This window comes from Bacillus cereus group sp. MG1, from assembly GCF_040460035.1.
Lineage (GTDB): Bacteria > Bacillota > Bacilli > Bacillales > Bacillaceae_G > Bacillus_A > Bacillus_A cereus.
Genome location: NZ_JARVGY010000005.1, coordinates 56,284 through 82,877, shown reverse-complemented (window position 1 = coordinate 82,877; position 26,594 = coordinate 56,284). Strand labels below are relative to the sequence as shown.

Here is a 26,594-nt window from a genome sequence, read left to right as displayed (position 1 = left end):
GTGGGAGATCTTATCAGAACTTTATTTATCGTATTAATGGCTGTTATGGGATTAACTTTGAATATGAATATTGCCACATACGCAAAAAGCTCTAAGTATTTAAAAGAGGATCTAGAGGTAGCTGTACATGATGCAAGCTTAGAATTGAAAAAAGATGAACTTGCAAATGGAAAGCTAGTGTTTGACCCTATAAAAGCAAAACAAACATTTAAAGAAAGTTTAAAAGATAACACTGGATTCCAAGAAGGGACAGATTATAAAATCCTTGAATTCCAAGTGCTTGATCAATCTAACTCCAAATTTCCAGTGAAATATAAAGCGAATACCCTGAAGTTTCAAGATACATTTCAAAACCCTACCTTAGTAGCGATAATTGAAACTACTACAAAGAAATATTTTTTAAGTAAAGAGGATCGGGTTGTTAGAAGAGTTGCTTCTTACACATATAAAGTAAAGACTCCTAATCCAATAAATCAAAATCTAGGACAATTACAAAACGTTACCGCAAATGAAAAAGGGTTAGTATTTCCATTGTCATTTACTCAAAATGTAACTTCTAATTTTAATCCTGAACGAGTTCACCCAATCACAGGAAAGGTAGAAAAACATAACGGAGTCGATATATCAGCGCCTAATATTATGAATCAACCTGTGGGGGCTGTAAAAGATGGAACTGTGACATTTTCTGGTACTATGGGTGGATATGGAAATCTAGTTATTTTGGATCATGGGAATGGTTTTGAAACTAGATATGCACATTTAAATTCTATTACTGTATCAAAAGATGCAAAAGTAATAGCTGGTCAGATTATTGGACATGTAGGATCGACAGGAGATAGTACAGGGGCACACTTGCATCTTGAAACTAGAATGAATGGACAAGTCCTTAATCCATTAAGCTTCTTTAATAAGGAATAGGGGGACGGTTAGGATATGAAACGTAAATTACTTATTTATATATGTATGGCCTTAATAGTAATGGGTGCTTCGGTGTATTGGTTTGTAAATCATAATACAGCATCAAAAGAAACCACAAAGCAAACTCAAACTAAATTTTATATAGCCCCACCAGAAAAAGCGGGAACAAATAACGATTTAAGAAAAAAATTAGGTGTATTTAACCGTTATGATGGTGTGAAAAAAGAGTATTTTGATCAACAATTAGAAGCTATGACAAAAAAGGAAAAATCAGTAGAACAAGTTAAACAAGAAATATATCAATTGGAACTTTGGGAAGATGCAAATAAGAAAATACCTGAAGATGTACGATGTGGAGTAGATACAGTATATACAGCAATTTACGAAACGAAATCAAATGATTATAGCGAAATTGATAAATTAATAAAGAAAGATTTTAATGGGAAGTACGCTGATGTAAATATTTATTGGGATAATAAAAATAAGATAAATCGTATCGGTGTATTAGCCATTCAATTTATGTATCAGTAAGTAAGCTAGAACTTTGGAAGATAGAGATTTACTTGTTAAATCTCTCGATTCGAGAGTTTTAATTTTAATGTATCAAAGTTGGGAGGAAAACTATGAAACTAGACTGTGAATGTCAAGAGTGTTTAGCTGGTTTATTACAAGATTTAGCGGAGGAAAAAGGAAATTGTTTTACTTGCAAAGGGAAAGGTTATATAGTATTTGACTTTTCTAAAGAAGAGGATATTTTAAAATTTGTACAATATATCCCTGAAGGATATCATTGGCTAAAATATCATTTTGATCTTAATGAGTTGTCACAAATCGAATTAGAAAAACTAAAAGAAGTGCTTGTTAATCAATATAGGGAAACAAAAGCAATCAATTTAGATCATTTTATAAATCAAATTGATGAAGAATTATGGGACACGTTAAAACAAGAAAATACAAAAGAAGCGATTGATATGTTTGTATCAATGTATAAGGGCTGGTTAAAAACTGGTGAAATTGTATCGCCTGATGAAGAATTGGAAGTAGATCAAGAAGACATAGATGTTATGAAAGCAGTATTTCAACAATTCCATAATCTATCGGTAGAGCATTCGACTTTGAACAAGAGCAAGGAAACTATTAAATCATAAGGGGTATCCTATATGGAAAAGATAGAAATTGCAAAAGAATTACTGAAAAATAGCTTGAATATCTATATAAAGATAAAAATAGAAGAATATATTTCTCATTTTGAAGAAATTGAAGAGGGGAGTTATTTCAATAAAAAAAATCATGAGGATGATTCATTAATTCGTTTTCATAACTGTATTACTTATATACAAGAGAAAGGATTTGATATAAAGGGTTGGATGCTGTATGAAATTCCTATCTATTATTCTCATTGCTTTTATAACGAAAATACAGGGCAAAGGTTTGATTTAATGGTATTAAATATTGGTGAGGTAATACCAGCTTATATAGATTATTCAGAAGAAAAAGATGCTGAAACAATAGAGGAAGCTATAAAAAAATACGCTGTATAGAAATTTCTAAGGGGTATTAAAATGAAAGTTATTCAATCTGAAATTTTAGTAAAAGGTTATAGAAATGGAAACTGTTACATTATCATCAAAAATGAAAATGATAATTTTAATGTGTATCAATTGTTTTGTGATGTAAATAAAGATGTGAAAGTCAAAGATATTAAAAAGATTATACCATCTTTAAAACACTTGCCTGATGTTGAAATTATTGTTTCTTTTCCTAACGAAAAGTTTGAAGCTTTTTTATTACTTCATGATATTGATGTTAAGAATATGAATGTATTTAGAATCGGATTAAAGAATAAACAAATCCTTCTATAGTACGGAAATTAAAGAATAAAGACCTGCGGTAGTATGTCAACGGAAAAACAACAGAAATCAAAGTTATCAAAGGACATTTTGTTGAAAAAAGACATTACGAAACTAGACCAGTAATGTATGTAATTTACTGGAAAATATTTGAAAGGTAGCGATGACAGGTTTTATGTCACACTTTCACGCACCTTTCTGGCGTAAAGAGTTGGTGATTGCGTAGTAGCGCATCCACCAATCGCACAAATTTTCTTGCGGTTAGAACGAGTGCACGTTTGTGTTGATGCTTTGGTACTTCATTATATTTTTTTACGTAATATTCTTGGTAATCAGATACATACTTTCTTACAGAGTTGGCGGCTTCAACTAGGTAATAACGTAAGTAGTGATTTCCATTACGAGATAATGAAGTGTTTTCTGCAATGAAACGACCAGATTGATGTTTGCGCCAATATAATCCGGCATATTTTGCAATCTTAGTTTCATCATCAAATCTTTCGATTTGACCAATTTCAGCGATAATACCAGCAGCGAATACGGGACCCACTCCAGGAATGGATTCAAGTGTTTGAGGTAATCCAGCCATGATTTGCTTAATGGACTTTTCTATTTCCTTAATTTGTTGTTGATAGGTACGAATGACCGCAATTGATGTTCCGAGAAGGACATCGATTGAATCTTCCACTACCTTATCTAAACGATAGGAAGAGCGAACAGCCTTTTGAATGGTTGACGCAACACATTTTGGATCACCGAACCGATTCTTTCCTTTTGCTTGTAGGAACTCAGCGAGTTCGTTTAAAGGCATGTCAGCTAATTCCTCTAGACTAAGTTTTTCAAGGAATAGCTCCATCATGGCGTTGCCGAATATAGAAGAATCCACCTCTTGTGAGAACGTATTACACTTATAACTTAGGTGTTGTAGAAAATGTTGCTTTTCCTTTGTCAACATTCTAACGAGCTGATAACGAGATCTTGTCAATTGTTGTAGTGCTACGTACTGGCTTTCTTTTACGATAGACATTTGATTTCGTCCGAACCGTAAATAGTCAGCGATGACGAAGGCATCAATCTCATCTGTTTTATCCATGTCAGAATAGCTTTTCTTGAAGTTCGTAATTTGTTTTGGATTCATTAGAAATACTTTTGCTCCAAAACTTTGTAACTCTTTATCATAATGAAGAAACATAGATGGATGAAAACTATAAACAGATGTAGATTCTAAACCGATTTTAAAAATTTCTACTTTTTGATTGGCTATACGCTGTAATAATCGCTCTTTTAGCGCTATGGCACCTGGTAAATCATTATTGACTGAAAAGGAGTCTAGCTTTTCTCCGTCACCATTTAGAATACAAGTTTTTATATCAAACGAACTTACATCTAATCCAACAAATAATCTCATGTAAGAGACCTCCTTTCGATTTAGAATCATTGCTTGGACGTCTCGAGATATCTCTAGTGTGCACGCCGATCAACAACCTCGTGTATGAGAGCTAGTCCTGAATCGAAAGCCGCCCTAGAGCTACTAACATCTAAGTTCGAGGGTCAGGCTGCTCAGCCTGCGAGTAGGAAGTCCCGCACGTTCACTGAGAAACACTCTTTTTATGTGGTAAATCCACAGGAGAAGAAAGAATTGTCCCAAATGATCCTAAGACCATTATCTAGAAATATCTTGAGACGTCCAAGGATTATTTATAAGTCTCATAGTAGGAAGAAAACCTAAGTTTGAATTACAGCTTAAATATAATATACGAGGAGAATAAACAAATGAAATATACCAGTGTTTTTTTTGAAAATCCTGAACAGGCAAAAACAATGAGTATTCATGAATACGATAATTTTGTAATTCAATTACAGCAAGAAGCACATATAACCCCTTCTGTTATCCGTCAGGTGTTTTTTAAAACACAATTAAATGAAGAGGAAAGAAATGTACTGGAATACACTGAAGAGGATATTTCAAAGGTAAGAAAAATAGAAGGGGATTTATATAATTATTTGAAAGATAAGCACCCTCTATTTTTGGGAGAAATAGAAGATCTATTTCATAAGGCGATGGAGAAGTACAATCCTTTTTTACCTATTGTACAAAAATTTTTAAAAGGTAAAAGGCTATATGGAAATACATATAAGGGAATTCGTATTTATAACAAGGACTACACTGAAGAGAAATATATTTTAACAAATTTATCTTTAGAGAAAATAGAACTTGTTCTTATGTTTGTTGAAAGTTTGTTTGATAAGAATCTAAACCTAGATGAACTTATTTTTTATGCATCTATGTTCTTTGATATATACGAAATGGAAGGAACAACTTTCCGAGAATTTGGGGAATCTAAGCTAGAAAATATAAATCTATCAAAAGTAAAAATATATAAAGTATGTTTGGATGCAATCCGTTCTAGACATGGAAGTCATAAAGAATTATTACTACACTCAAAGTTATTATGGGAAAACATGTCATTAGGAGTGCGGATCTTCCGAGTAATCTATTATCATGCTGAAAAATTCCTTTTAGATTCTCAAAAAAATTATCAGGAGAATCAAGTCCAATACATTGAAAAAATATATGAACTTAATCCTAATAAGGGTGAATTAGATAAAAACGTAACTATGAGTATTCAAGTGAAAATGCTAGAAAAACAAGAAATGGATAATAGTACCCCTATTATGGATATTGCCTTTGAAGTGGAGGTATGGGATATAGAAGATTTAAAAAACAGGGGACTTACTATTAATATCGAACCTCCTAGCGAGCAAATAGATTTATTAGCTTATAAAGAATGCTCCGATCAATATACAGAATTTGCAATCGGATATAAATTTTCTCCTTATTTTAACAAGTGAAATTTAAAAGTTAGGAAGAGATATCATGAAACATAAAGTATTAAAAGTTGCTTTGTCTTCTCTCATAGTAAGTAGCATATTTCAATATCCTGTCAAAGAAGCACATGCTGAAAAACAAACTACAAGATGGATACATTATGGTGAAATTCAGAAAGATATGCGTTGGGAAAATCCGAAAATTGTTCCCTATCCAAATCAAGAATACGGTGATTATCCTGATAGCATCACTTATGATCAAGATGGTCAAACCGGTATTCTAAAGGCTACACGTATTAAATTAACACCAAAAGAAAAGGTACATCATAAGGATAGTATCTATCGAACAGAAACCAAAGAGTTTACAAAAACAGTTAGTAACACCTACCATACTAATGATCAATCGTTAGTGCCAAAAGAAGTGACGATTAATGAAGATGGATATCAAGGGAAAATCCCTCTAGTGGGAAATGTTGAGTGGTCAAAAAATTGGGAAACAAATAGAACTGTTAACCTAGATGGACATTGGGAAGACAACATATTTAGAAGGTATTCGTGGCAAGCGCCAGCACCATCTAGTATATCGAAGAACTATTATGATGAAAGAAGTGGACAAACTCTTAATTTCCAAGTTCCTCAATCGGGTGATAAATATTCGGTGGATTCTAAAGGAATGTGGATACAGAGCCGAAGTGAAGGACGAGCTGAATACTATGATGGTGCTGGAAATAGTCGTTTAGGATTTATGTCATATAACCCGTATACTTATTATGGTGATATGTATAACTTCAGTGATTCTAAACCCCTTAAACCTGATACATATTACGGATTAGAGCCTGATAAGGAGAATTGGATAGTTGAGGATTGGGGATGGGATGAATGGGACGTACAAGATGCTGAAGATCCAAGATGGCATTATAAAACAGCACAGTTCGGTTATCGTTGGAAATCAGAATCAGGGAGGACTAATAGATATCGTAAAGGCGTATGGATTGATTATATAAAGCAAGTGCAAGGATATAGATATGCTCAGGAATATAGAGGAACATTTAACTTGCCTGATATTCTCAAAGATTTCACTGGAAAGGCAACTTATAAAGGTAAACTTTCTAAGGAAGTATTTGATCATTGGAATGAATATGATACAAGTGGAAAATGGGATGTAGAAGTTGAGTATGTTGGAGATATTCGAGCGACAAACTTAAAAGCGCAATCTATTACTATTTTAGATTCAAATAACAAAGCTATTAATCATCTAGTTAAAGGCAAAGAATATAAGGCGAAAGTAGACTTTATTAATGATGGTGAATTAGATGTAAAAGCATTTAAAATAGCATTCTACCAAGACAATAAAAAGCTACAAACAATAGATATTAAGAGCATGAAAAAAGGAGAAAAAGCTACAAAATATTTTACCTTTAAGGCTGAAGATTCAGGGGATCATACATTCCGAGCAAAAGTGGACGATGAAAATGTGATTAAAGAGATAAATGAAAATGACAATGAAGTTTCCACTACTCCTTATGTAAATACAGTACCTAAAATTGAATTGAAATATAACCCTAATCCAGTATTTGAAGGAGATAATGTCACTTTAGAAATGTTACCGAGTGATGAAGATCCTAGAGATAAAGAAAAGCTACAAGTTATACTAGAAATGAAAGAGAATCAAGGAAACTGGAAGAAAGTATTTGAAGAAAAAAAAGCTATATCAGGGAAGACCTTACAATATAAAATAGATTCGATAAAAGATGGAACGTATGAATTTAAAGCAACAGTAACAGATCCTCATGGTGAAAAGGGAGAAGCGAAAGTCTCTTTTAAAGCTGAACCACTTAGTATTAAAGGGAAAGTGGATCATACAAAAGAGTGGCAAGAAATTCATAAAAAGCTAAACCATTTACCGGAGCAATTTGTATCAGGGGAAAAATTTGTTACGTCAGCCATTGTAACAAATTATCCGATTGAATTTGTTACATTAGAATTCAAAGGAATGCAAGTAAACAAACAGGATCTCATTATTAGAAAGCCTTTGAATTCAAGTCATCCAATATATAATCTTGATATTTTTGAACCATCCATGACTGATCCGAGAACGAAGTTAGAAAAAGGTAATATTTACTTCATGTTCACAGCGAAATGGAAAAATGGTATTATCAAAAGAGATATCGTTACTGTTGAGATTATAGAGGATGCTTATAATACCTTTGATTTTTATCGAACTAATTGATTGTTAAAGGAAACAGTAACTCGTTATTGTTTCCTTTTTTTATTTTATATGTATTGGAGAGGTAGGAAAAATGGATACAAACAATACAATACCTAACAAATCGTACAAAATAGATCCTGTCATGAATTATGTTTTCCTTGCAACTTACATGATATATAAGAGATCTAAGTTTACTGAATTTCTAATTATAAAACATTTTAATTACCCTACCATTACTGAATTATCAACGACTAATAAGCCTGAGTTTTTGAAAATGATGATTGATGATGTATTTAAACAGACAAATAATGTAGCATCATTAAAACCGTTTTTACAAAGTAAAAGAATGAAGGAATTGAAAGAAATCATCCATCAAGAAGTTAGTGTCTCACATAAAAGAGTCGTATTGAATGTGAGAATTGATGAAACAGAAAGAAAAAGAATAAAAATGTTAGCAAAAGATGTAGAAACAGTTGGAGAAGTGATAGAAATTGCAATTGCACATTTCGTTTCCAATTGCCCTGAGAAATTATTTGATGTGATTACATTCGCTCTTATTTCTACTATTAAAGCGGAACAAACAAAATAGGTGTTTTATCTAAATATAGACTTGAAATAAAGGTTGATTGATCTTTATTTCAAGTCTATATTTTATTTTATTACTTTAATTCGCTTCAGTAATTCCAGTCTTCCGATGCTCTCATACTGTTCTTTAACGTATTCTATTACAGTGTTTAAGTATTGAGATAACGTATAGAGATAGTTTTTGAAATTATTAAATGTAATATCAGGTATTGGTTTCTTTTCATCAAGTTCCCAAAGAAGTTGCCACCAGTCAAAGTGTATAGGTATTGGAAAACCTAGTTCTTTTAAATTATTCTCTAAAGAATCTAAATAACGCAATTGTGCTATGTTTTCTATATTACTAGCAATATACAAAGATTCTTTTTTTTCTACTTTACTTAATTCTTCAACACTATTTAATATTCTAGGCAAAAAATAAAATGGATCAAAAGATGTAGGGACATTTGTGAATTCGCTTTGTTCAAGCATTTCCCCCATGAATAATCTCCGTATCTTTGAAACAATTTCTTTATTATTAAAAATAACACCACATTCGTAATTCTTGTTACTATTAAAACTAAAATTAGCTGAACCAATGTATGCGAAATTATCTGTAATAAACATTTTCGAATGATTAGTTTTTAGCTGTGCACATAACACGAAGTTTTTAAATATTTCTTCTATCTCTAATTTATCCTCATTAGAAAAGGTCATTATTGAATATAGTAAGCTAACATCAATTCCTGAATCAGCAAGTTTAGATAACTCCTTATAAAAGGATCTTTCGTATTTATTCTTAAAATTAAAATTGTATGTTGCTATATTAATTGTTTTTGTTTCTTTTTTGCATCTTTCAAGCAAATCGTTCCACAGATCCGCTTCTTTAAAAAGAATTATTTCGCCTTCTTGAAATGGAATTTCTTTTATCATATACATTCTTCCATCCTTTTTTGAATATTTACCTACCCATAACCCTGTATATGAATTATACATGACGGTTAATCAATATTTCAAAGCAACAATACAAAGTAAACATAATGTTTTTATAAACAACTAGAATTAGGTATAATAGTTATGATTCGTCATTTTAGACATATCCCTAGATAGAAAAATAGGATATGTCTTTTTTTATTTCAGAATATTCTGTTTATTTATGAGAAATCTTGTAGTAAAATTCATTGTACCCAATTCCTGTTATTATCGAATTAAGACTGTATATAGAAAGAAGGGGGATATTATGAGCATTCAGACAAAAGGAAGAGAGCAATTAATAAGATTATTGAATGAATGGTATGAAGAAATCCGTTTGTATCATGTCGAGAAATCCAATCAGTTAAAAATGAAAATAGAAGAAAATTTAAAAGAGATTGAAACAGATCAATATCTTTCACTCTATTATTCACTACTTGAATTTAGATATAAAGTGTTAGTAGAAGGAATTAATATTACAAAGGAATCGTTTGAAAAGGTAGAAGAAATTTCGGGAATCAAAGATCAATATTTATTTTTGGCTTACTATTATCATTTCTTTAAAGCAATACATTCTACAATTTTGTCTAATTACAATGATGCAAAAGCACATTATGATAAAGCGGAAGAACTTTTAATTTATATTCCTGATGAAATCGAAAAGGCTGAATTTGAATATAGAATGGCAAGTTTTTACTATCATTCATACCAACCATTTGAAGGTATTCAGCATGTATTAAAGGCTAAAGAAATGTTTTCAAATCATATAGGATATGAAATCAACCATGCATTATGTGATAACCTATACAGTATAGCTTGTATAGATTTACGGGAATTCGGAAGGGCTGAAGAATGTCTGAATAAGGTAATAGATGTTCTCAAAAAGAATAATGAAGAACATTTGTTAATAAAGGTGCGTTACAATTTAGGATGGTTATACCATATTGAAGATTTATATGAATTGGCTATTCGACATAGTTCTGAAATTGTAAATAAAATTCCGAACCATTATAAAGCATTATTTGTTCTAGCGAGAGCATATTATAAATTAGGTGATATTGAAACAGCAAAACAACATATAGAACAGGGAATGAAAAGCGCAATTCAATCAGGAAATGCAGAATATAAGCATCGTTTTGCAGTTATCAACGAATTAGTCACAGAATTACCTAAAGCACGTTTAGAACAAGTTGTTACAGATGCAATTTCTTATTTTGAAAAAGAAGGAATGTGGGATTGCGTAAAAGAATATGCCGAAATGTTGGCCATTCAATTCTATGAAACTGATGATCATGTTAAAGCAAGTAAATACTTTTATATCAGTAACAATGCAGACAAGAAACATTTGAGAAAAGGGGCGTTGAAATAATGATTAAAATAAAGAAAGTTGTATTAGGAATGGTATTAGTAGGTACTTTAGCATGTAGTATCAATAGTTTTAGTAGTTTAAAACAAGCGTCACTTAATGGTGGAGAAACACCATCACCAGCAAAACCGAGTTTATCTGTTGAAATACCTAATGATTAAGTAGGGTAGATATTTTTTTATGATAAATAATTAGAATATTGGCACTTGTTCTTTCTAAGAGGGAGAAGAAGTGCTTTTTTAGGCTTGGGCGGTGGCACTTACTCCTTATAACCTTCTGAAAGCCTGTACAGGCGTTTCAGAAGCTAACAAGGAGATATGTGTCGCTCACAGCATTAAAAACAGGGATAACTACAGAGAGTACGCTCACGCTACTCTCTGTAAGTTCCTCCTGTGTTTGCCAAGGCACATGCTGGACGAACCGAAAAAAACAAAAGATTAAAAGCGGAGAGTAGGCTAACGCCTACTTTTTTTATGTGTGCCAGGCATGGCAACTATCTAGGTGGTGGAAGTCCACTGTGGGGGTACACATCGACCAACCACTAAGGAAGCGCAAGGTACTTACCGTGAGGTAAGGGCTGGAGGAAGCGTGGAATAAAATCTTGGCTCGACGAACAGAAACCTGATATGAAGGCTTTATAAAGGGATGAGGCTCCATAACAAGTTAAAGTCCAAAAGATGTGCGTAACTTTGTAGAGTAAATCAGGCGAGTAAAAGAGGAAAGATAGCTGCCTTACCCTGGGAGATCTTGCGGATGTACTAACAGTACAGTCGAAAATGGTTAACCGCAAGAAGTCAGCCGAAGCCATAGTAGTGGAACAAATTCATGAAGGGCCGAACAGTTTATAGTGTTTCAACGCCATGAATGCGTAAGTGACGTACTCCGAATATGTTAATGATGAAAGTATGAGCGTATCTCAAAGGATAATCAAAATGGAGTTGTCACTTACTACGTGAAGGGAAAGGAGAAACGAGTGTGGAACTCTTAGAAGCAATTTTAAGCAACAAAAATATGAATGAAGCCTACTTACGCGTTTATAAAAACAAAGGTGTTAGTGGAGTTGATGGTGTAACAGTCGAAGAACTAAAGCAATATCTGAAAGAGCACAAGGACGAGCTACGTCAGCGCATTAGAACAAGGAAATACCAACCACAAGCTGCCTTAAGAGTGGAAATCCCAAAAGAGAATGGCAAGATGCGCAAGCTGGGAATACCAACAGTAGTGGATAGAGTCGTTCAACAAGCCATTCATCAAATACTCAGCCCGATATTTGAGAAGCAGTTCAGTGAATTCAGTTATGGTTTTAGACCAAAAAGAAGTTGTGAGATGGCAATTGTTAAAAGCTTGGAATTTCTAAACAACGGATATGATTGGATAGTAGATATTGATTTGGAGAGATTCTTTGACACAGTTCATCACGATAAATTGATGCGAATTATATCTAACTCAATACATGACGGAGACGTCATTTCTCTCATAAGAAAGTATCTAGTCAGTGGAGTTATGGTGAATGGGAAATATGAAGAAACACCAGTCGGAACTCCGCAAGGAGGCAATCTCAGCCCTTTACTGAGTAACATTATGTTGAACGAACTGGATAAGGAACTCGAGGGTAGAGGACTTCAATTTGTGAGATACGCTGATGACGCTCTTATCTTTGTGAGGAGTGAGAAGGCAGCGGGCAGAGTGATGAAATCAATCGTGAGATTCATAGAAAAGAAACTAGGCTTGATAGTCAATACAGAAAAGAGTAAAATCTCTCGGCCAAAAGATTTAAAATTTTTAGGGTTTGGATATTATTACACCCTCAAGGATAAGAGATATCAAACGAAACCACATCCAATCTCGGTACAAAAATTTCAAAGAAAACTGCACCAACTGACAAAACGAAGCTGGAGTGTACCGTTAGACTATCGAATATTGAAACTTAAACAAGTGATATTTGGATGGGTCAATTACTTCAGGAGTACAAATATGAAAGGTGTTCTGGAGCGAGTAGACCAGAAGCTCCGCGCCAGAATTAGAGTGATTATCTGGAAGCAATGGAAAGTACCGAAGAAACAAATCAAATCGCTTGTTCAACTAGGGATTCCGGAGGAAGAAGCGAAGGGATTAACCTACTGTCGAAAGGGCTTCCGATATATAGGGTTATCGAAAGTTGTTCAAAGAGCCATCTCAAATCAAAGACTAAAGAAGAGGGGATTCCCTTCTTCTTTAGAACGCTATCTAAAAGTTCACACTGTAATATAAACTGAACCGCCGTATACGGAACCGTATGTACGGTGGTGTGAGAGGGGCGAGAATAATTACTTTATTTTCCCTCTACTCGATTTATATTATTTTTGCATTTGCACTACGCACTGTAACATACCGCAGAATCACTAAGCAAAAAACAGGTCAAAGTTTCCCCTTCGGTTTAACCTGTTTTTTGCTAAGTGATTCAGGGAAATTGGCAAGGGGCTGAAAAATTTTTATTCCGATAAAAAAATTCGGACATAAAATTTTTTCAGCTAAAACCCTTGCCAACTTCCCTATGCGGACGTTCCATGCTTCATGTCAAATGGCAAAAATAATTCCCTTTGGGAAGATCATTTGCGTAATGCAAATGCAAAAAAAGGAGAGAAAAAACATGAAAACATTAAAAAACATGCAAGAACAAATCTTTCAAGATCTAAAAGAATTTATGGAAAGACAAAATACTTTTGAGATCCAAGACATTGTATATCAAAAGTATGAAGCTGGATTCTTTTGTTATAAGGCTTTTGCTAAAGAAATGAATGAAGACGTGGTTATTAAACTAAATCCATATGATGGAGAAGTAAATTTAATTTTTAAATCAGATAAAAATCAGGAATGGCATGTAGGGTATATATTAGATTCTATGAAAAATACAGAAATTATTGTTGTAAAAGAGTTATGGAATCTAGAAGAATCAAAACAGCATGTGCATTTATTCACTGATTGGGAGAATGCTATGGATTATACGAATCAACAAATAGAATTGTTTGCGAGTATGTGCGATCAACGTGAGAGTATTGTTGTTACAGGACAAGAGATTGAAGAAGAATTATATGAATGGATAGGGGAAGAAAATATGAATCGAAAATTAGAGATTATAGCATGTTATTTAGGATTTGAAGACGGAAAAACGAAGGAGGGGAAATAATATGTATACAGTAAAAGAAAGAACACGTACATTTATTGAACGCTTTTTTGAAGAAAAGCACATTCCAAGTGATATTTTTGTTATTAAACATAAAGGACTTACACATGTAATTGAAAATGAAATTGTTATAGATATGATTAAACAAGCACCAATAGGAGAACAAAAAGTAATTGAAAAGCAACTACGAAAAATAGATTTTTATAATAGAGATATCAATCATTACTTGGGGTTTTTAGCAAATGCATATGTTCAATATCACTATTAATAAAAAGAAAAAGGAACACGAGCATAGGGAGTTTATTTTTATTGAATACGTGTGTGAAGAATGCAAGGAAGGTGATTGGAGTAGTGAAATCATACCCAAAAAGAAATGCCCGAAATGTGAAATGTATATGGACTTCATTGAACATAAATAAAAGAGTGCAAGAATCGACCCTCACACTCTAAACAGCATTGGCAAAAGGCAAGGTTGCAACTTGTCTTTTGCTATTATCTTAATAAGAATTATACTATTGGTAGTATGTAAAGTAAAGTTTCTACGAAAAGCCAAATGAAAAAATGATTTTATGGGGGAATATGCACATGAGTTTTAATCAGCATAAAACACCTAGTACAAAGCACCAATTAATATTAGGGAATGTATATTATGAATTAAGAAAACAATTAGAAATGAAGCATGTCAGTATTTTTGCGCCCTACACTGTCTATTTAAGAAATGTAAAAGGACGTTTTGGACATGCCAAACCTCAACCTGATCTTTCAGTTGTTGTTTCTGATCATAATATAGTAAGAGAAAATTGTATTGTGGGCGCACCGGATTTAATTGTAGAAGTATTATCTCATTCTAATATGGATAAAGATCTAGTGGAGAACGTAAAATTATATGAAAAGAATGGTGTAAAGGAATATTGGATACTGGATCAGTTCGAAAACAAAGCATATGTTTATAAACTTACAGAAGGTGGACAATATATAAAAAGCGAAGATTCATTTATAATAGAAAGTGATCTCCTTCAGTTAGAGTTAGATTTAGAAAAACTATTTTAAAAGGAGTGTTAAATAATGCAATTAGGAAAAGTATTTTTAGATGATGACAAAACTGAAATTATGGTTGAGTTAATTCATGATATGGAAAATGGGAAAAAAGTTTTAAAAGGATTTGTTTATGAATTAAAAGATGAAACAGCCGATGAATTTAATTATGAAGAAAGATATGCTGATATTCCTGTATTCAGTAATGTCATGGAATATCAACCAAACCAAGATAAAGAAATTGAAGATTGGGCGGAAGAATTGGTTCAAGAGTATCAGTTGTACTTACAAAGAAAAGAAGATGAAAAACAAATGATTCAAGAAGCCTTTGATGTATTAAGTAGAACTGTGAAAGAGCCGAAGAAAAGATTAAAACGAGCATAAAAATGGAATCTAATGATTCCATTTTTATTTATGAATATAACTAAATGTGTTTTAAAAAAATATTTACTTTAAACTATATTTATTGTATGTTTTTTATATAATAAATAAGATATAAGATAGGGAATAACTGTTACGATGTATCCTGTTCTCTTATATATCAAAATGAAAAAATTAACAAAGTAGGTGGTCATTATATTTAGCTTACAAAAAACAATAACTAATATTATTTTTAAACCTTTTGTGGTTACTTTGTTTGTGTCTTTTATTTTTTTATGTGTAATGCCGATTTCTAATGTAGAGATAATAGAACGTTTCTTGGTGGATCTTAACCATGTGACGAATGCAACTATAACAAACTATATTCTTAATTTGTTATGGACGGTACTTGTAAAATGTTCGATTCCTACATACAAAATTTTATTTATGGTATTTTTAAATTTAGAACTTGTTATGCCTATGCTTAAAAAATGTATATTGAAAAATTTAGATTTAGAAAATATATCAAGTAGTTATAAAAAATGAGAATGAGATAGAAAATCTTGTTCTCATTTTTTATATAAAGGCATTGAAAATAAGCTACGCTTATTCTCTATATCAATACCCACCGCCCACCCTTTTAAAACAAATATAGTTTACATTATTTTTATTTATAAACTATATTTGTTTTATTAATAAAATATGATATAATAAGATAGTCAGTTAGATAAGTGGATTTTTATATAACTTATAAATAAGGGTATTCATGAATACTAAATGAGGAGAGGAATTTAGATGGAAAAACTTGAAGAAATTCGTAAGGATATACATAAGCTGTCTCACCAATTATGGTGTAAATTGGATACATTAGAGGAAGCAAGCGTTCTTCATGATAATGTTGATTATTGTAATAACAATGAAATGAAATTATATGATGCTCTTGAAAAGTTTTTAAAAGCTGAAGGTGTATTTACTAGTAATAGTTCAAATAAAAAATGAAAGGGTTGATATGATTTGACGAATTTAAAAAGCTTAGAAAGATACATGAGGTTTCTTGAAAATAATAGAGAGAGTTTAGGGCAAACAAGGCGAGTAGATGATATATTGGAAGCCTTAGAAAAGATCGTGAAAGAAACAAGGGGACAAGGATTTCTAGGTAATGAGAAACAAATGGGACTAGATGAAGGTATGGTATGGAAGCATTGTTCAACTGAAGAATTGAATACACTGAGAGAGTTTAATAGGGAGTTTTTTAATGCACAAAACCCCAATAAGAAAGTTAATTATCATAAGCAAGAAGCTAAGGATTTTAATTTAGAAAATATGAGTATGGAAATACCGGAAGTTATACTATCCTCAAAAGCTATTAGAGAAATGCTTACTGAACGGATTAATGAGTTTATCAGAATAGAAAAATCAGAAAATGATGGAAAATATCATGTAAAATCCAGTTTCGTTAGAGGACAAATTAATGTAATTACTACCCTTTTAGATGAAACATGGGACTTTAAAGAATCAGGACAAAGTTATTTTGATTTCTTAAAATACCTTGTTAGTAAGTACCAACTAGAGGGAGTGTGGAGAATTAAAGAACTCTCTTAAAATCAAATTTTATTTAGAACTAGGAGGATATAAAATGAGTAAGTTTTTTAGTATATTTGGATTTATAGTTTTAATGTTACTTGCTTTATCATCAATGGGTGATTTATTACAACAAACTGGACTAACGAATGAAATGGCTATACAAGAGGTGGTTGCGGGAATATTTGCTCCTTTAAGGAAGTGGTATATTGGTGTACCTGTAGTTATATGTTTATTAGGATTTAACACTAGTGTTCTTTATAGAATGCTTAATGGACATAGTGAAAAGAATAATACATTTCTTATGATGTTTGCATTAACTGGTTGTATGGTATATATGGCAGGCGCAATTTCTATAGCAATACTGGATGTAATAGTGTAAAAAGTTGATTTTTATAGGAAGGAAACGAAAATAATGAAATTCATCAATTGAATTTCATTAGAAAAGGCAGGTTGGAAAATGCATACTTTTTATAAATTAGAAACTGATATAGAAGTAAATAGGACATTAGAAAAGCCATATGTACTTAATATTAAAGTTCATTATTTTAATGATGAATTCAAACAAAGGATTCAAAACATGGTTAAAATATATGAGCCAGCCTTTGAAATTAAATGTAAAAATTTCATCTTGAAATATTTACAGAAAGAACATTTCAAGATAAAACTTGTGAGTTATAGAAATAAAGAAGTTATGGCTTCACAAACAGGACATTTATCTCATTTGATAAACGTAGAACATTTTGATTTTGAAAATGATATGTATGTATTTCTAAAGCGTAATGAAGCTGAAGAAGCAATGTATAAAATGAAAGAAGCTATTACAGAAATCTTAAATAAGGAAGCACAATTTGAATTTTATATAAAGGGAGAATGCGTTATGAAAAAAATAAGAGTAACTTTCAATATGAGTAGTGGTGAATCAAGGGCTACCAATTTAGATGTTAAAGATTTTGAAGAAGCACAAAAAAAGATTTACGACAATTTCCTTCTTCAAAGGACATTAAATAAGAGCGTTTTATACAATAATGCAGATCATCAAGAAGGAAATGTATTTGAAGTTAATAAAGATCAAGTAGTTTGTATTGACTATGAAGAAGCTGAATAACACCCAATATATAATTGAAATTTTGTAGTGAGGTGAGATTTATGGAGAAAAGAGAATTAACAATTTTAAAAATACAACTAGATGAAACTTTTAAGTCCATAATGATTAGTACGTTAGCTTGTCTTCTTACTATGATGTTGAGTAATTATTTACATAATACAGTAAAGATTCCAGAGTGGTCTACTATACTTATTGATCAGGTGATACCTTGGATTTATGCATTAACAAATATTATCTTGCTCATTAAGGCTATAAAAATTAAAAGAAATATGGACAGTCTAACATAAAGATATTACTGTAATAGATTTTGAATTTTGTATTAAGTGAGGAAAAACTATGAATAGAGATGATATGAGAATTTCATGTGTTTATTTTTTAATATTTTTGATTTTTATAATTATGCTTTTTTCGCTAATTTTTGAAGCCTACTGAATTAGATAGTAGAGTTTAATCAAATTTGAATTTTATTAGGAAATGAGGGGACGAAAGTGAGAGGAGAAGTAATATTTAAAGTCAATCCCTTGTGGGGAAAGGGAGTAAAAAAAGAGTTAAAGTTCTGGTTATTGAAGTATTTAGTGATTTTTTGTGCAGTTATAATTTTTTTAAATCTTATATACACTCAAGATTCAATATTATCTTCAAAATCAATTTCAGTTTTAGCGTTAGAAAATTATGGTGTACACATACCAGCAATTTCTGATTATTTCAAAATGATTATCATACCTATATTTGTGATATTAGGTATTGTATTGCTCTTCAAAACACTAGGATTGCTTTTATATATTGTTTGTTCAATTTTTATATTGTTTTTTCACATCGTAGGAGTATCAGCATGTGGAAAATGAAGATGAACGGAATAGATTTGATATTAAAAGCAATCTCTACAATAGCTTTATGGTTATATTTGTTTCCAGAAATGCTGAAACCTAGTAATGTTCCTTTTAGATCCCTTTTCGATATTTTTTCAAATGACCTTGCAGGAACATTTTTTAGTTATATGTTTTTTTCTATTGGATATGTAATTTATTTTATTTTTGTAGTATTCATGTCACACAAGGTAATTTGGTCTAATACACTTGCACAAAAAAATTAAATAAAAAGGAATGATAATATGTTTGCAAAATATGAAGCTTTTAATAACGATGAAAATAGTGGTAAATTTACTAATCGGATGCTTGCTTTAATAGGTATGCATGATTTTATTAGTAATGCAGGTAAAAAAGATGAATATGAAAGAGGATATATTACTTCAGGTTTACTTCAGGTAGAAAGTGAGTTGTGTTTTTTATTGTCTTTATTAACTTCAAAAGAGTTAGAAGAATTTTATAAAAAAGTAAAAATAAATTGGTCTGATAATGTTGAATTTGAAGGGAATAGACCAACTATGAAAAAACCGAAAATTTACGAGGATTTTCGTATTGATGAATTTGAATAGTATGAAATTAAAATTACATGAAAGGATCATGAAAATATGGATAATCTAGCATTTGATTGGTTTTTAATAATAAGAATTTTTGTTTACTTCGGTTTCGTTGTTTTATTGGGATATTACTTTACAAAGGGATTGTCGCTCTTTTTTAAACAAGAGGAAGAACCTATTATGGGAAAAGACGTAGATAAAGTTGTAAATTATATGAAAGATAAAAATTTAAAATCTTGTAAAGTAAGCATGGATAAAAAAGAAATTGAAATATCTAGCGACAAAACCAATATGGTTAGACGTTCTAATAGACACTCACACGTACATCATTTTACTGAGGAAAAAAAACATAGAAATGCTAGTGATCTAGTAGATCCCTTAATCACAGCAAGCACTATTAATAACATAATACTAGACGCTGATAATGGATCAGACAAATCAAGTGGGATGTGTTCACCTGATACTTCTTCAAATAACTATAATGATAGTAGCAGTGACAATAGCTCAAGTTGTGATTAATTAAAAGGACGAGACTATATCTCGTCCTTTTAATTATGATGCCAAAAATAAACTGAATATAGTTTAGAAAGTTGTTTATTTTAAACTATATTTAGTGTATAATGTAATTATTAATATTAAAAGATTGTAAGTTCTATTAACATAAAGTATTCATGAATACTTTATGTTAATAGATTAGAAGATTTATAGAACAAATGATTACAAGATTATTAGTTAATAACATTACAAAATTAATATAAAAGGAATGAATAATATGAAACTTATGGAACGAAATTCACAAACTGTAACAGAAAAATCAGTAGATATGCTAAAGGCTCTAGGGCATCCCATCCGTCTTCAAATAGTACGATACCTTATTTCATGTAAGATCAGCAATGTAACTCAAATACAGACACAATTAGATATACCACAATCTACTGTATCTGTTCATCTAGCAAAATTAAAAAGTACAAGAGTATTAAAATCACAAAGACGTGGCTTAGAAATGTATTATCAAGTAGCAGATAAAACAGCAGTAGATATTGTTACATTACTTTGTAATTAAGGGGGGGATCAGTGTGAAGGAAATTCATAACATTTATACTGTAGTTTTATATAAGGATAACAAGGAAGTTGGATGTGAGGTTATATATGAAGCATCTACTAAAACTAATTCATTTCAAGAGAAGATACAGTTATGTATAAAGGGCTACAATGCAGATCGTGCTAACATACATTATCTTGATAAAAAGACCTCTAAATTTAGTTTGTTAAAGACCATTCTTACAAAGGAGTGGTTACAAATTTAATAGATTTTCCTTATAAATGTGTAAGCGTGAAGTATCAAAATCTTACCTTTCATGCAAAAAAGAGTTCAGCCCCTAATGGTGCGCATTGAGGGGCTGAACTCTTGAGAACTCTTATGATATTGTAGAAATGATATTAATTCACCTCTAGCATTATAACACTAAGTTATTCGGAAATTAAACCATTTATTCGAATTTTATGATGAAGGGAGTTTGCTAAAATGAGAGATAGGACACATCTTATAAAATCCTTATTTTAGTGAGCTTAATCAATTCTACAAATACACAGTTAGTTATATATAAATATGGGGTGATGAAATGGGAATGTATACAGCATTTCGGGGGAAAGTAATTATTAAAGTAGAATACAAAGAATTAGTTGAATTAATTAATGATGGTGATTGGCACATAGCAGTTGATAAATATCCGTTTCTTCAAGAATATTATGATATCGAAAGAAGCACTTTGATTCCATTAAGTAGGGAAGTTATTCAAAACAGATGTAATGAGGTGGGGAGTTGGACTAAAGCAGGAGAACTGGATTTGGAAACAGATCCTTTAGATTGGAAAACTGATAGTACGTATTTTACTAATCTAAAAGGGCTAGAGTGGACATTCATTGCATGCCTAAAAAACTATGCAGATAAAAATCATTCCAACAAAAAACCTATTGGAGCATTTATCGAACAGGTTCTGTCGGAAATTGTAAGTGAGATTATTAATATCCAAGTTTACTATGAAGAATGGGATAAACCAGTAGAATATGAGTTTCAAAAGATGAAAATACTAACTAAACTTTTCAAAAAAAAGGTAGTAAATAAGATAGTAGCCAAAGGCGTTAATTTATAGAGTTTAATACAATCTGAATTTTGTAGAAAACGTAGGGAGGAATAATTTATGGGGGTAACTTGGACTTATTTCAAACAATTTGAAATCGTAGAACATGAAGAAAATGATTTTAATAAGATGATACGATATTTTGATCAAGGCGAATTAAGATTTACTTACGCAACAAGTGGGATATTAAGAGCTGTATACGAAAATTATGGAATACATATTCCGATATATAGTCAATTTGAACCTCCAAACTCAAAGGAATTAGAATTAGTTTCGCCTGAAGATCTAGTTCATGCTTGTGAAGATGCCATAAAAGTTTTAAAAGAAGGAATTAACCCAGAATTTAAAAGTTTTGATGGTGAGAAAAGTTTGCTATGGGAGTTAGATGATCTCGATGGACGGAATGGGGGAAGTAGAACCATAGTAGAATTAAATGCAAGGATAATTGATGAATTACAGCGTATAAAATCAATTTCTAGCCAAGGATACTATATTATTGAAAATGAACAATAAATAGAAGGATCTTTACAGAGTTTTAATACAATTTAAATTTTGTATAGAAAGGTACGGAAATATGGAAGTGAAAAATAAATTAGAAAATATTATTTGGCACATTAAAACAAATAGAGTGGTTTTAGGTGATAAAAGAACTTTAAATGATGTATTAGTAGCTTTAGAAAATATGGTTGAAGAGAAAGTTATTGTTGCTCCTGTTGATGATGTTATATTGCAATCTCACCAATTCACTAAACAATTGGGTGTTGTTACATCTGTATTAAAAGAGGTTAGGAAATCTAATATAAAGGAGATTGAGAACCTTTAAAGATTTAAACATTATAGATCCTTTGGGCGGTGGCACTTACTCCTTATAACCTTCTGAAAGCCTATACAGGCGTTTCAGAAGCTAACAAGGAGATATGTGTCGCTCACAGCATTAAAAACAGGGATAACTACAGAGAGTACGCTCACGCTACTCTCTGTAAGTTCCTCCTGTGTTTGCCAAGGCACATGCTGGACGAACCGGAAAAGCAAAAAACATAAAAACGCAAGTAGGCCAATGCCTACTTGCTATTCAAATACTTTCGTATTTTCTTTATGGAGGGTACATATGAAACCGAAAATTAGTAATCGGAAATATTATAGACAACTAGATGAATTTAAAAAAGAAAGGAATGGATATATACATATAATTATAATCTCTCTTTCAATTATCCTCATACAAGGAAGTTTCATTTATATGTATCTAGGGTGTTTTTGCCCATCCCTTCGAGAAATCAAGACTAAAATGAAAAATAAACAGAAAATATAAGGCTCTTACTTTGTGGATATGACCACAAAGTAAGAGCCTTATTTCATTAAATTTGTTCATACATTTTTCCTTGTAGTCTTTTGTTTTCATCCTTTAATCGCCTATTCTCGTACTCTACTTCCTTGATTCGATCCCGTAATAATTGAATCATTGCATCTTTATTTTCATCACTCATTTTCCGTTTTTCGAATTTTGGAGATACAGCTCGTTGCTGTTGTTTACGAAGCGTTTCAATTCGTTCACGAAGGGTAGTATGACTATACAAGTAAGACTTGGACACTTCTGCGAAGTCGGAGACAGAGTTGAAATTAATACGTCTATTCTCTTTAATCAGTTGTCTAATTGCTTTCTCAACCTTTTGTAGGGTTTCTTCTCGCTTCTTTTTAGCCAAGGCTACAATAGCATCTGTAGATCGTTTATGTTTCATGATGATACACCTTTTTCTTTAATAATTTGAGCATCAAAGAGAATTTTTTTAGCACTCTCCCCCCGATGAGACTTGCCTTCGACAAGTTGGTTTCTAATTTTGATGAGGTTATCCAATTGTTCCTTGGTTTTCTCATTGTAAATTGGGTAGTTTTGTGTCATCTGAATATGTTCTTCCACTCGCCGGATTTCTCTTTCAAAGTCACACAGATTGTCAGGGGTTGTACAGAAGTTTGGGCATGTCAGACATGGGGTTACAACATAAGGACAACCTTCCTTCTTCGAAGCCAGGCAAAACCCAAGTGGTACTCTTATAGCCTCGATATTACTGCGTATATATTCCCAATGGATCAAGTCTTCGTCCATGGCCATTTCATTTACTTGACCATTATCTAAATTTACACGAAGGAGAGGTCCTTTTTTCTTTTGTGCCTTTTCCCATTCTCGTCTCAATGTATCATCGGCTATCTTAGCATAGACTAGTGTCATTTCTGGTGTAGAGTGGGCAAACCATTTCATAATGTGAGTAAGATTCATTCCTAGATTAATCAGCTCCACACCTTTGGTGTGCCGAAAGGCATGGTTTCGAAAATGATAGATACTTTCATCTTGATCCACAATGTTGTATCGTTTAGCCAAACGATTTAATGCTCGTGATATATTCCCACTACAAAATGGGTTCCCCTTACGTTTTCCTTTTGTATGAACGAATAAGTATCGATCAGGATTATTTTCTATAGTTGACATATCTTTAGTTTGTTCAATGACAGCTTGAATAATTAGTGCTACATCTTTATCTATAGGAATACGATGTTGTTTAACATCAGTTTTGGGAATATCTCCTTGAAGATAATAGTTTCTGTTCGTATCAGTAATTAAGCAATTATAGTAACGAATATTGAGTATATCACTTATTCGCCATCCTGTAGCCATAAGTAAAATGATAACAGGAATATATTTCTTATCGCTATCTTTCATAGGGGGATTGAGTTCATCAGGATTATGACTTAATAACAATTCTAACTGACTCATTACTGAGTCAGGAATATATTTAATCTCATTTTCATTCCATCGTCTTTGTTTTGGGAAATCTTCCTTGAAGAACAAAGTGAAAACAGGTGTAGTAGGTGCTTTAGGATGTTCAGTACGTTGTAAGTAATCTATAAATACTTTTACTCCATACAAATAATCCGCTTTAGTTCCTTCAGATAAATGGCCCAAATTATGGTTAACGTATAATAAATATTGTTCAATATGTGATCTTTGCAAATCAGTGATACCGTTCCAATTAGGATAATATTTTTGTAAGAACACTATAAAGTGTTTGATTCCTCTTAATATTGTTTGCAATGATGAAAAACTACGTGAAACCGTTGTAAACTTAGCATACTTTTTAACAGCTTCCCTATAGGATGGATGAATATCATGAAATGATATTCGATATTCAGCTTTACTTTTAGAATAGCGTACATTAGGAATATTTCTTACATCCCATATATCTTTTTCAAACTCTTCTCTTATGTCATAGAAATCAAACAGAAATTGATACGCTCGATTAAAAAAAGCAATAGCTTTACTTGAAATCTGTCCTTTTGAATTTGTGATGTTGACATTCCTATTAATTAAATAACTTTTGTATTTCATAAGACCACGTTCATATGGTATCTCTATAAAACTATGGATGTTAGGATAATGTTTGTTTAAAAAAGCAGCTAAATGTTTAAACGTAAATGAATAACTTAATAGAGTTCCAATAGTTACACTTCTATTTAATATTTCTATTGCAAAGAAATATTTTAACTCTTGTCGAATATAGAAAGAAAATGATGTGAAATCTATTCTTTTTTTATTTGATCGCCAAGATTCTTTGCTATCATATACTTCGAAGAAGTTATCCCTTAAATCCCACACATCGTTTATCCGATACCCCTGTAATAGCTGCAGTAATTCATCTTTTTTCTCTAATGTAACCTTCGGTTTATAGGATGTATTACTTACTATATTCATGATTCTCCTCGTCGTTCATCTTTTTTCTTCATTGCTTTCTCCCAATCTTCTTGTATATCTTCCATTGTGGGATGGACATACATTTGCATAGTAGTCTGTATATGAGCATGTCCAGCGCGCTTCTGAAGCGTTTCAGGTCTCATTTCTCCTGTCTTCCATAACTCCGTTATGTTGGTATGACGAAGCATATGAGGAGTTACTTCCATTTTAGTTTTTGTTTTCAAACGTTTGAAAAGGGACTGTACGCTTGCATAATCAAGTGGAGTTCCTTTCCGATCCCCTGTTAGTTTGATGAAAACAAAATCTGAATCTATCTCATCTGTATGTATCTCTAAAATATACCGCCGGTATAAATCAGCCAATTCTTTTGAAATATCTAGAGTCCGAGGACTACATACCGTCTTAATCTCAGCGCCATTAATCAATTCTCCACGATCCTGAATATGTATTTTTCTAATCGTAGGGACAATATCGGATAAATGAAGTGAAAGTGCTTCACCAATCCTCATGCCAGTTTCATATAAAAGAACCAGTAGAAACTTATCTCTGGTGTTACAACAAGCATCAATTAAGATTTGTACTTCATCCGGGGACAGTACTTTTAATGTCTCTTTTGAAACTTTTAGTTTGAGTATCTTAGTATCTTTCATTTTATTCTTAAAGGTATGATGAAGAAATCCCTTGAAATTCCCCCTTGAAGCTGAAGATTGCTTTTTTAATCGTTCTGATAAAGTTATCGAGTAATCTTCATGCCTCATAAGATAATCATAAAAAGCATAAATCTTGTCTAAATAGATATTAATTGTTCTTGCCTTACGCTTCTTTGAATTGTTACGAATACTTGTTACTTTCACATTCTGGAATGGATTTTGAAGCCATCTAACAAATTCAGCTAGCTCATCAATCCCCACATCTGTATAAGACAGTTCCTTTTGTTCTAAGAACTCAAAATAGAGTTTAAGTGCATAGCAGTAAGAACGAAGTGTATTACGTGCTGTACCTGTATTATCTTTATACTTTAGAAATTTCATCACAGGCATAATCATTTCCCTATACTGATTTACCAAGAGATAACGAATCTTATTATCGGAGATAATTACTTCCTCAACCTTCATCTTTTATTCCTCCTTTATCTGAAAAGACGTTTTCTTAAAGTACTTTATTTACGTTATTTTTTCAATATAGATATTTAGTAGATAAAGAAAAAAAAAGGAGCATTCCTGTTCGTTTAATACGTTCAGAACGCTCCTTAATTATAGTCTTGTTTTCTCGAAAAGGGGGAATAAGAAAAAATAGGATTTTTTTGTAGATGGAGCGCCAGAGTTACTGTCATGGACTG

At 31.8% G+C, this 26,594-nt stretch carries 34 protein-coding genes; 29 read left to right on the top strand and 5 right to left on the bottom strand.

Annotated features, from left to right (window positions below):
- The 5 genes from QCI79_RS33420 to QCI79_RS33400 all read left to right on the top strand — a co-directional run bounded on the left by QCI79_RS33420 (position 1) and on the right by QCI79_RS33400 (position 2,780).
- Positions 1–918 (top strand): M23 family metallopeptidase, encoded by a 918-nt coding sequence (locus tag QCI79_RS33420; RefSeq protein ID WP_021728920.1) that lies wholly within the window; start codon positions 1–3, stop codon positions 916–918.
- A 15-nt stretch (positions 919–933) separates the two neighbouring features.
- A complete protein-coding gene (locus QCI79_RS33415; RefSeq protein WP_000823708.1) occupies positions 934–1,449 on the top strand; it encodes a hypothetical protein in 516 nt (171 codons plus the stop codon).
- A 92-nt stretch (positions 1,450–1,541) separates the two neighbouring features.
- Entirely contained in the window at positions 1,542–2,066 is a 525-nt protein-coding gene (locus QCI79_RS33410) for a hypothetical protein (protein ID WP_000762346.1), read from the top strand.
- 12 nt (positions 2,067–2,078) lie between these two features.
- Entirely contained in the window at positions 2,079–2,459 is a 381-nt protein-coding gene (locus tag QCI79_RS33405; RefSeq protein WP_000411022.1) for a hypothetical protein, read from the top strand.
- 21 nt (positions 2,460–2,480) lie between these two features.
- Entirely contained in the window at positions 2,481–2,780 is a 300-nt protein-coding gene (locus QCI79_RS33400) for a hypothetical protein (protein ID WP_000864769.1), read from the top strand.
- A gap of 166 nt (positions 2,781–2,946) precedes the next feature.
- On the opposite strand, the gene QCI79_RS33395 is transcribed toward QCI79_RS33400, so the two are convergent.
- Positions 2,947–4,176, bottom strand: a complete 1,230-nt coding sequence (locus QCI79_RS33395) for an IS110 family RNA-guided transposase (RefSeq protein ID WP_021728073.1) — start codon at positions 4,174–4,176, stop codon at positions 2,947–2,949.
- A 365-nt stretch (positions 4,177–4,541) separates the two neighbouring features.
- Between QCI79_RS33395 and QCI79_RS33390 the strand changes: the two genes are divergently transcribed.
- From QCI79_RS33390 to QCI79_RS33380, 3 genes are all read left to right on the top strand, one after another.
- Positions 4,542–5,621 carry a hypothetical protein gene (locus QCI79_RS33390; RefSeq protein WP_000878055.1) on the top strand — a complete coding sequence of 360 codons (1,080 nt, stop codon included), beginning with the start codon at positions 4,542–4,544 and terminating at the stop codon, positions 5,619–5,621.
- A gap of 25 nt (positions 5,622–5,646) precedes the next feature.
- Entirely contained in the window at positions 5,647–7,827 is a 2,181-nt protein-coding gene (locus QCI79_RS33385; RefSeq protein WP_000681205.1) for a CARDB domain-containing protein, read from the top strand.
- Between the two features lie 70 nt (positions 7,828–7,897).
- Positions 7,898–8,395 carry a hypothetical protein gene (locus QCI79_RS33380; RefSeq protein ID WP_000380665.1) on the top strand — a complete coding sequence of 166 codons (498 nt, stop codon included), beginning with the start codon at positions 7,898–7,900 and terminating at the stop codon, positions 8,393–8,395.
- Between the two features lie 62 nt (positions 8,396–8,457).
- Here the strand turns inward: QCI79_RS33380 and QCI79_RS33375 are convergent, their stop codons facing one another.
- Entirely contained in the window at positions 8,458–9,300 is an 843-nt protein-coding gene (locus QCI79_RS33375; RefSeq protein WP_021728988.1) for a phospholipase D-like domain-containing protein, read from the bottom strand.
- Between the two features lie 307 nt (positions 9,301–9,607).
- On the opposite strand from QCI79_RS33375, the gene QCI79_RS33370 reads away from it, so the two are divergent.
- From QCI79_RS33370 to QCI79_RS33270, 21 genes are all read left to right on the top strand, one after another.
- Entirely contained in the window at positions 9,608–10,708 is a 1,101-nt protein-coding gene (locus tag QCI79_RS33370; protein WP_021728987.1) for a response regulator aspartate phosphatase, read from the top strand.
- The gene (locus QCI79_RS33365; protein WP_000590521.1) at positions 10,708–10,866 is read left to right on the top strand and encodes a hypothetical protein; all 159 of its coding nucleotides are present in this window, start codon (positions 10,708–10,710) and stop codon (positions 10,864–10,866) included. The genes QCI79_RS33370 and QCI79_RS33365 overlap by 1 nt, the downstream gene beginning before the upstream one ends.
- Before the next feature lie 814 nt (positions 10,867–11,680).
- On the top strand, positions 11,681–12,955 hold the full coding sequence (gene ltrA, locus QCI79_RS33360; RefSeq protein ID WP_021727498.1) for a group II intron reverse transcriptase/maturase: 1,275 nt from the start codon (positions 11,681–11,683) through the stop codon (positions 12,953–12,955).
- Positions 12,956–13,334: 379 nt separating this feature from the next.
- A complete protein-coding gene (locus QCI79_RS33355) occupies positions 13,335–13,871 on the top strand; it encodes a hypothetical protein (protein ID WP_000854241.1) in 537 nt (178 codons plus the stop codon).
- Position 13,872: 1 nt separating this feature from the next.
- Positions 13,873–14,136: a hypothetical protein gene (locus QCI79_RS33350; protein ID WP_002163101.1), complete on the top strand. Its 264-nt coding sequence runs from the start codon at positions 13,873–13,875 to the stop codon at positions 14,134–14,136.
- A gap of 317 nt (positions 14,137–14,453) precedes the next feature.
- A complete protein-coding gene (locus QCI79_RS33345) occupies positions 14,454–14,918 on the top strand; it encodes a Uma2 family endonuclease (RefSeq protein WP_000009552.1) in 465 nt (154 codons plus the stop codon).
- A 15-nt stretch (positions 14,919–14,933) separates the two neighbouring features.
- Entirely contained in the window at positions 14,934–15,287 is a 354-nt protein-coding gene (locus QCI79_RS33340) for a hypothetical protein (RefSeq protein WP_001175924.1), read from the top strand.
- A gap of 771 nt (positions 15,288–16,058) precedes the next feature.
- Entirely contained in the window at positions 16,059–16,262 is a 204-nt protein-coding gene (locus tag QCI79_RS33335) for a hypothetical protein (protein WP_000412908.1), read from the top strand.
- A 15-nt stretch (positions 16,263–16,277) separates the two neighbouring features.
- Complete coding sequence (locus tag QCI79_RS33330; RefSeq protein ID WP_000183208.1) at positions 16,278–16,865, top strand: hypothetical protein; 588 nt, start codon at positions 16,278–16,280, stop codon at positions 16,863–16,865.
- A gap of 34 nt (positions 16,866–16,899) precedes the next feature.
- Positions 16,900–17,226, top strand: a complete 327-nt coding sequence (locus QCI79_RS33325; protein WP_021729003.1) for a hypothetical protein — start codon at positions 16,900–16,902, stop codon at positions 17,224–17,226.
- 78 nt (positions 17,227–17,304) lie between these two features.
- Positions 17,305–17,952 carry a hypothetical protein gene (locus QCI79_RS33320; RefSeq protein ID WP_021729004.1) on the top strand — a complete coding sequence of 216 codons (648 nt, stop codon included), beginning with the start codon at positions 17,305–17,307 and terminating at the stop codon, positions 17,950–17,952.
- Between the two features lie 41 nt (positions 17,953–17,993).
- Positions 17,994–18,239 carry a hypothetical protein gene (locus QCI79_RS33315; protein ID WP_000415284.1) on the top strand — a complete coding sequence of 82 codons (246 nt, stop codon included), beginning with the start codon at positions 17,994–17,996 and terminating at the stop codon, positions 18,237–18,239.
- Between the two features lie 201 nt (positions 18,240–18,440).
- Positions 18,441–18,797: a hypothetical protein gene (locus QCI79_RS33310; RefSeq protein WP_001213925.1), complete on the top strand. Its 357-nt coding sequence runs from the start codon at positions 18,441–18,443 to the stop codon at positions 18,795–18,797.
- A complete protein-coding gene (locus QCI79_RS33305) occupies positions 18,785–19,045 on the top strand; it encodes a hypothetical protein (protein WP_021729005.1) in 261 nt (86 codons plus the stop codon). The genes QCI79_RS33310 and QCI79_RS33305 overlap by 13 nt, the downstream gene beginning before the upstream one ends.
- Before the next feature lie 18 nt (positions 19,046–19,063).
- Complete coding sequence (locus tag QCI79_RS33300) at positions 19,064–19,387, top strand: hypothetical protein (RefSeq protein WP_000457465.1); 324 nt, start codon at positions 19,064–19,066, stop codon at positions 19,385–19,387.
- A gap of 36 nt (positions 19,388–19,423) precedes the next feature.
- A complete protein-coding gene (locus QCI79_RS33295; RefSeq protein WP_000369224.1) occupies positions 19,424–19,891 on the top strand; it encodes a hypothetical protein in 468 nt (155 codons plus the stop codon).
- Positions 19,892–20,144: 253 nt separating this feature from the next.
- A complete protein-coding gene (locus tag QCI79_RS33290) occupies positions 20,145–20,435 on the top strand; it encodes an ArsR/SmtB family transcription factor (RefSeq protein WP_000772443.1) in 291 nt (96 codons plus the stop codon).
- Between the two features lie 13 nt (positions 20,436–20,448).
- Entirely contained in the window at positions 20,449–20,679 is a 231-nt protein-coding gene (locus QCI79_RS33285; protein ID WP_000658561.1) for a hypothetical protein, read from the top strand.
- A gap of 315 nt (positions 20,680–20,994) precedes the next feature.
- Positions 20,995–21,525, top strand: a complete 531-nt coding sequence (locus QCI79_RS33280; RefSeq protein WP_000525927.1) for a hypothetical protein — start codon at positions 20,995–20,997, stop codon at positions 21,523–21,525.
- A gap of 48 nt (positions 21,526–21,573) precedes the next feature.
- Positions 21,574–22,026: a hypothetical protein gene (locus QCI79_RS33275; RefSeq protein WP_021729006.1), complete on the top strand. Its 453-nt coding sequence runs from the start codon at positions 21,574–21,576 to the stop codon at positions 22,024–22,026.
- A gap of 61 nt (positions 22,027–22,087) precedes the next feature.
- Positions 22,088–22,336 (top strand): hypothetical protein, encoded by a 249-nt coding sequence (locus tag QCI79_RS33270; protein WP_000453241.1) that lies wholly within the window; start codon positions 22,088–22,090, stop codon positions 22,334–22,336.
- A gap of 532 nt (positions 22,337–22,868) precedes the next feature.
- Here the strand turns inward: QCI79_RS33270 and QCI79_RS33265 are convergent.
- Genes QCI79_RS33265 through QCI79_RS33255 form a run of 3 tightly spaced genes read right to left on the bottom strand, consistent with a single transcriptional unit; the run spans position 22,869 to position 26,370 of the window.
- Positions 22,869–23,249, bottom strand: coding sequence for a DUF6262 family protein (locus QCI79_RS33265; RefSeq protein ID WP_000681129.1), 381 nt, complete (start codon positions 23,247–23,249; stop codon positions 22,869–22,871).
- Positions 23,246–25,255, bottom strand: a complete 2,010-nt coding sequence (locus QCI79_RS33260) for a tyrosine-type recombinase/integrase (protein ID WP_001028548.1) — start codon at positions 25,253–25,255, stop codon at positions 23,246–23,248. The genes QCI79_RS33265 and QCI79_RS33260 overlap by 4 nt, the downstream gene beginning before the upstream one ends.
- On the bottom strand, positions 25,252–26,370 hold the full coding sequence (locus tag QCI79_RS33255; protein WP_000861877.1) for a tyrosine-type recombinase/integrase: 1,119 nt from the start codon (positions 26,368–26,370) through the stop codon (positions 25,252–25,254). Before QCI79_RS33255 ends, QCI79_RS33260 begins: the two co-directional genes overlap by 4 nt.
- Between the last annotated feature and the right edge of the window lie 224 nt (positions 26,371–26,594).

Coding starts and splice junctions, on each gene's coding strand:
- QCI79_RS33300 (WP_000457465.1), top strand. CDS start 19,064: ATGTTTGCAAAATATGAAGCTTTTAATAACGATGAAAATAGTGGTAAA.
- QCI79_RS33325 (WP_021729003.1), top strand. CDS start 16,900: ATGAGTAAGTTTTTTAGTATATTTGGATTTATAGTTTTAATGTTACTT.
- QCI79_RS33390 (WP_000878055.1), top strand. CDS start 4,542: ATGAAATATACCAGTGTTTTTTTTGAAAATCCTGAACAGGCAAAAACA.
- QCI79_RS33340 (WP_001175924.1), top strand. CDS start 14,934: ATGCAATTAGGAAAAGTATTTTTAGATGATGACAAAACTGAAATTATG.
- QCI79_RS33350 (WP_002163101.1), top strand. CDS start 13,873: ATGTATACAGTAAAAGAAAGAACACGTACATTTATTGAACGCTTTTTT.
- QCI79_RS33335 (WP_000412908.1), top strand. CDS start 16,059: ATGGAAAAACTTGAAGAAATTCGTAAGGATATACATAAGCTGTCTCAC.
- QCI79_RS33320 (WP_021729004.1), top strand. CDS start 17,305: ATGCATACTTTTTATAAATTAGAAACTGATATAGAAGTAAATAGGACA.
- QCI79_RS33295 (WP_000369224.1), top strand. CDS start 19,424: ATGGATAATCTAGCATTTGATTGGTTTTTAATAATAAGAATTTTTGTT.
- QCI79_RS33395 (WP_021728073.1), bottom strand. CDS start 4,176: ATGAGATTATTTGTTGGATTAGATGTAAGTTCGTTTGATATAAAAACT.
- QCI79_RS33410 (WP_000762346.1), top strand. CDS start 1,542: ATGAAACTAGACTGTGAATGTCAAGAGTGTTTAGCTGGTTTATTACAA.
- QCI79_RS33370 (WP_021728987.1), top strand. CDS start 9,608: ATGAGCATTCAGACAAAAGGAAGAGAGCAATTAATAAGATTATTGAAT.
- QCI79_RS33290 (WP_000772443.1), top strand. CDS start 20,145: ATGAAACTTATGGAACGAAATTCACAAACTGTAACAGAAAAATCAGTA.
- QCI79_RS33345 (WP_000009552.1), top strand. CDS start 14,454: ATGAGTTTTAATCAGCATAAAACACCTAGTACAAAGCACCAATTAATA.
- QCI79_RS33260 (WP_001028548.1), bottom strand. CDS start 25,255: ATGAATATAGTAAGTAATACATCCTATAAACCGAAGGTTACATTAGAG.
- QCI79_RS33380 (WP_000380665.1), top strand. CDS start 7,898: ATGGATACAAACAATACAATACCTAACAAATCGTACAAAATAGATCCT.
- QCI79_RS33270 (WP_000453241.1), top strand. CDS start 22,088: ATGGAAGTGAAAAATAAATTAGAAAATATTATTTGGCACATTAAAACA.
- QCI79_RS33375 (WP_021728988.1), bottom strand. CDS start 9,300: ATGATAAAAGAAATTCCATTTCAAGAAGGCGAAATAATTCTTTTTAAA.
- QCI79_RS33355 (WP_000854241.1), top strand. CDS start 13,335: ATGAAAACATTAAAAAACATGCAAGAACAAATCTTTCAAGATCTAAAA.
- QCI79_RS33305 (WP_021729005.1), top strand. CDS start 18,785: ATGTGGAAAATGAAGATGAACGGAATAGATTTGATATTAAAAGCAATC.
- QCI79_RS33385 (WP_000681205.1), top strand. CDS start 5,647: ATGAAACATAAAGTATTAAAAGTTGCTTTGTCTTCTCTCATAGTAAGT.
- QCI79_RS33280 (WP_000525927.1), top strand. CDS start 20,995: ATGGGAATGTATACAGCATTTCGGGGGAAAGTAATTATTAAAGTAGAA.
- QCI79_RS33400 (WP_000864769.1), top strand. CDS start 2,481: ATGAAAGTTATTCAATCTGAAATTTTAGTAAAAGGTTATAGAAATGGA.
- QCI79_RS33315 (WP_000415284.1), top strand. CDS start 17,994: ATGGAGAAAAGAGAATTAACAATTTTAAAAATACAACTAGATGAAACT.
- QCI79_RS33265 (WP_000681129.1), bottom strand. CDS start 23,249: ATGAAACATAAACGATCTACAGATGCTATTGTAGCCTTGGCTAAAAAG.
- QCI79_RS33365 (WP_000590521.1), top strand. CDS start 10,708: ATGATTAAAATAAAGAAAGTTGTATTAGGAATGGTATTAGTAGGTACT.
- QCI79_RS33275 (WP_021729006.1), top strand. CDS start 21,574: ATGGGGGTAACTTGGACTTATTTCAAACAATTTGAAATCGTAGAACAT.
- QCI79_RS33415 (WP_000823708.1), top strand. CDS start 934: ATGAAACGTAAATTACTTATTTATATATGTATGGCCTTAATAGTAATG.
- QCI79_RS33405 (WP_000411022.1), top strand. CDS start 2,079: ATGGAAAAGATAGAAATTGCAAAAGAATTACTGAAAAATAGCTTGAAT.
- QCI79_RS33255 (WP_000861877.1), bottom strand. CDS start 26,370: ATGAAGGTTGAGGAAGTAATTATCTCCGATAATAAGATTCGTTATCTC.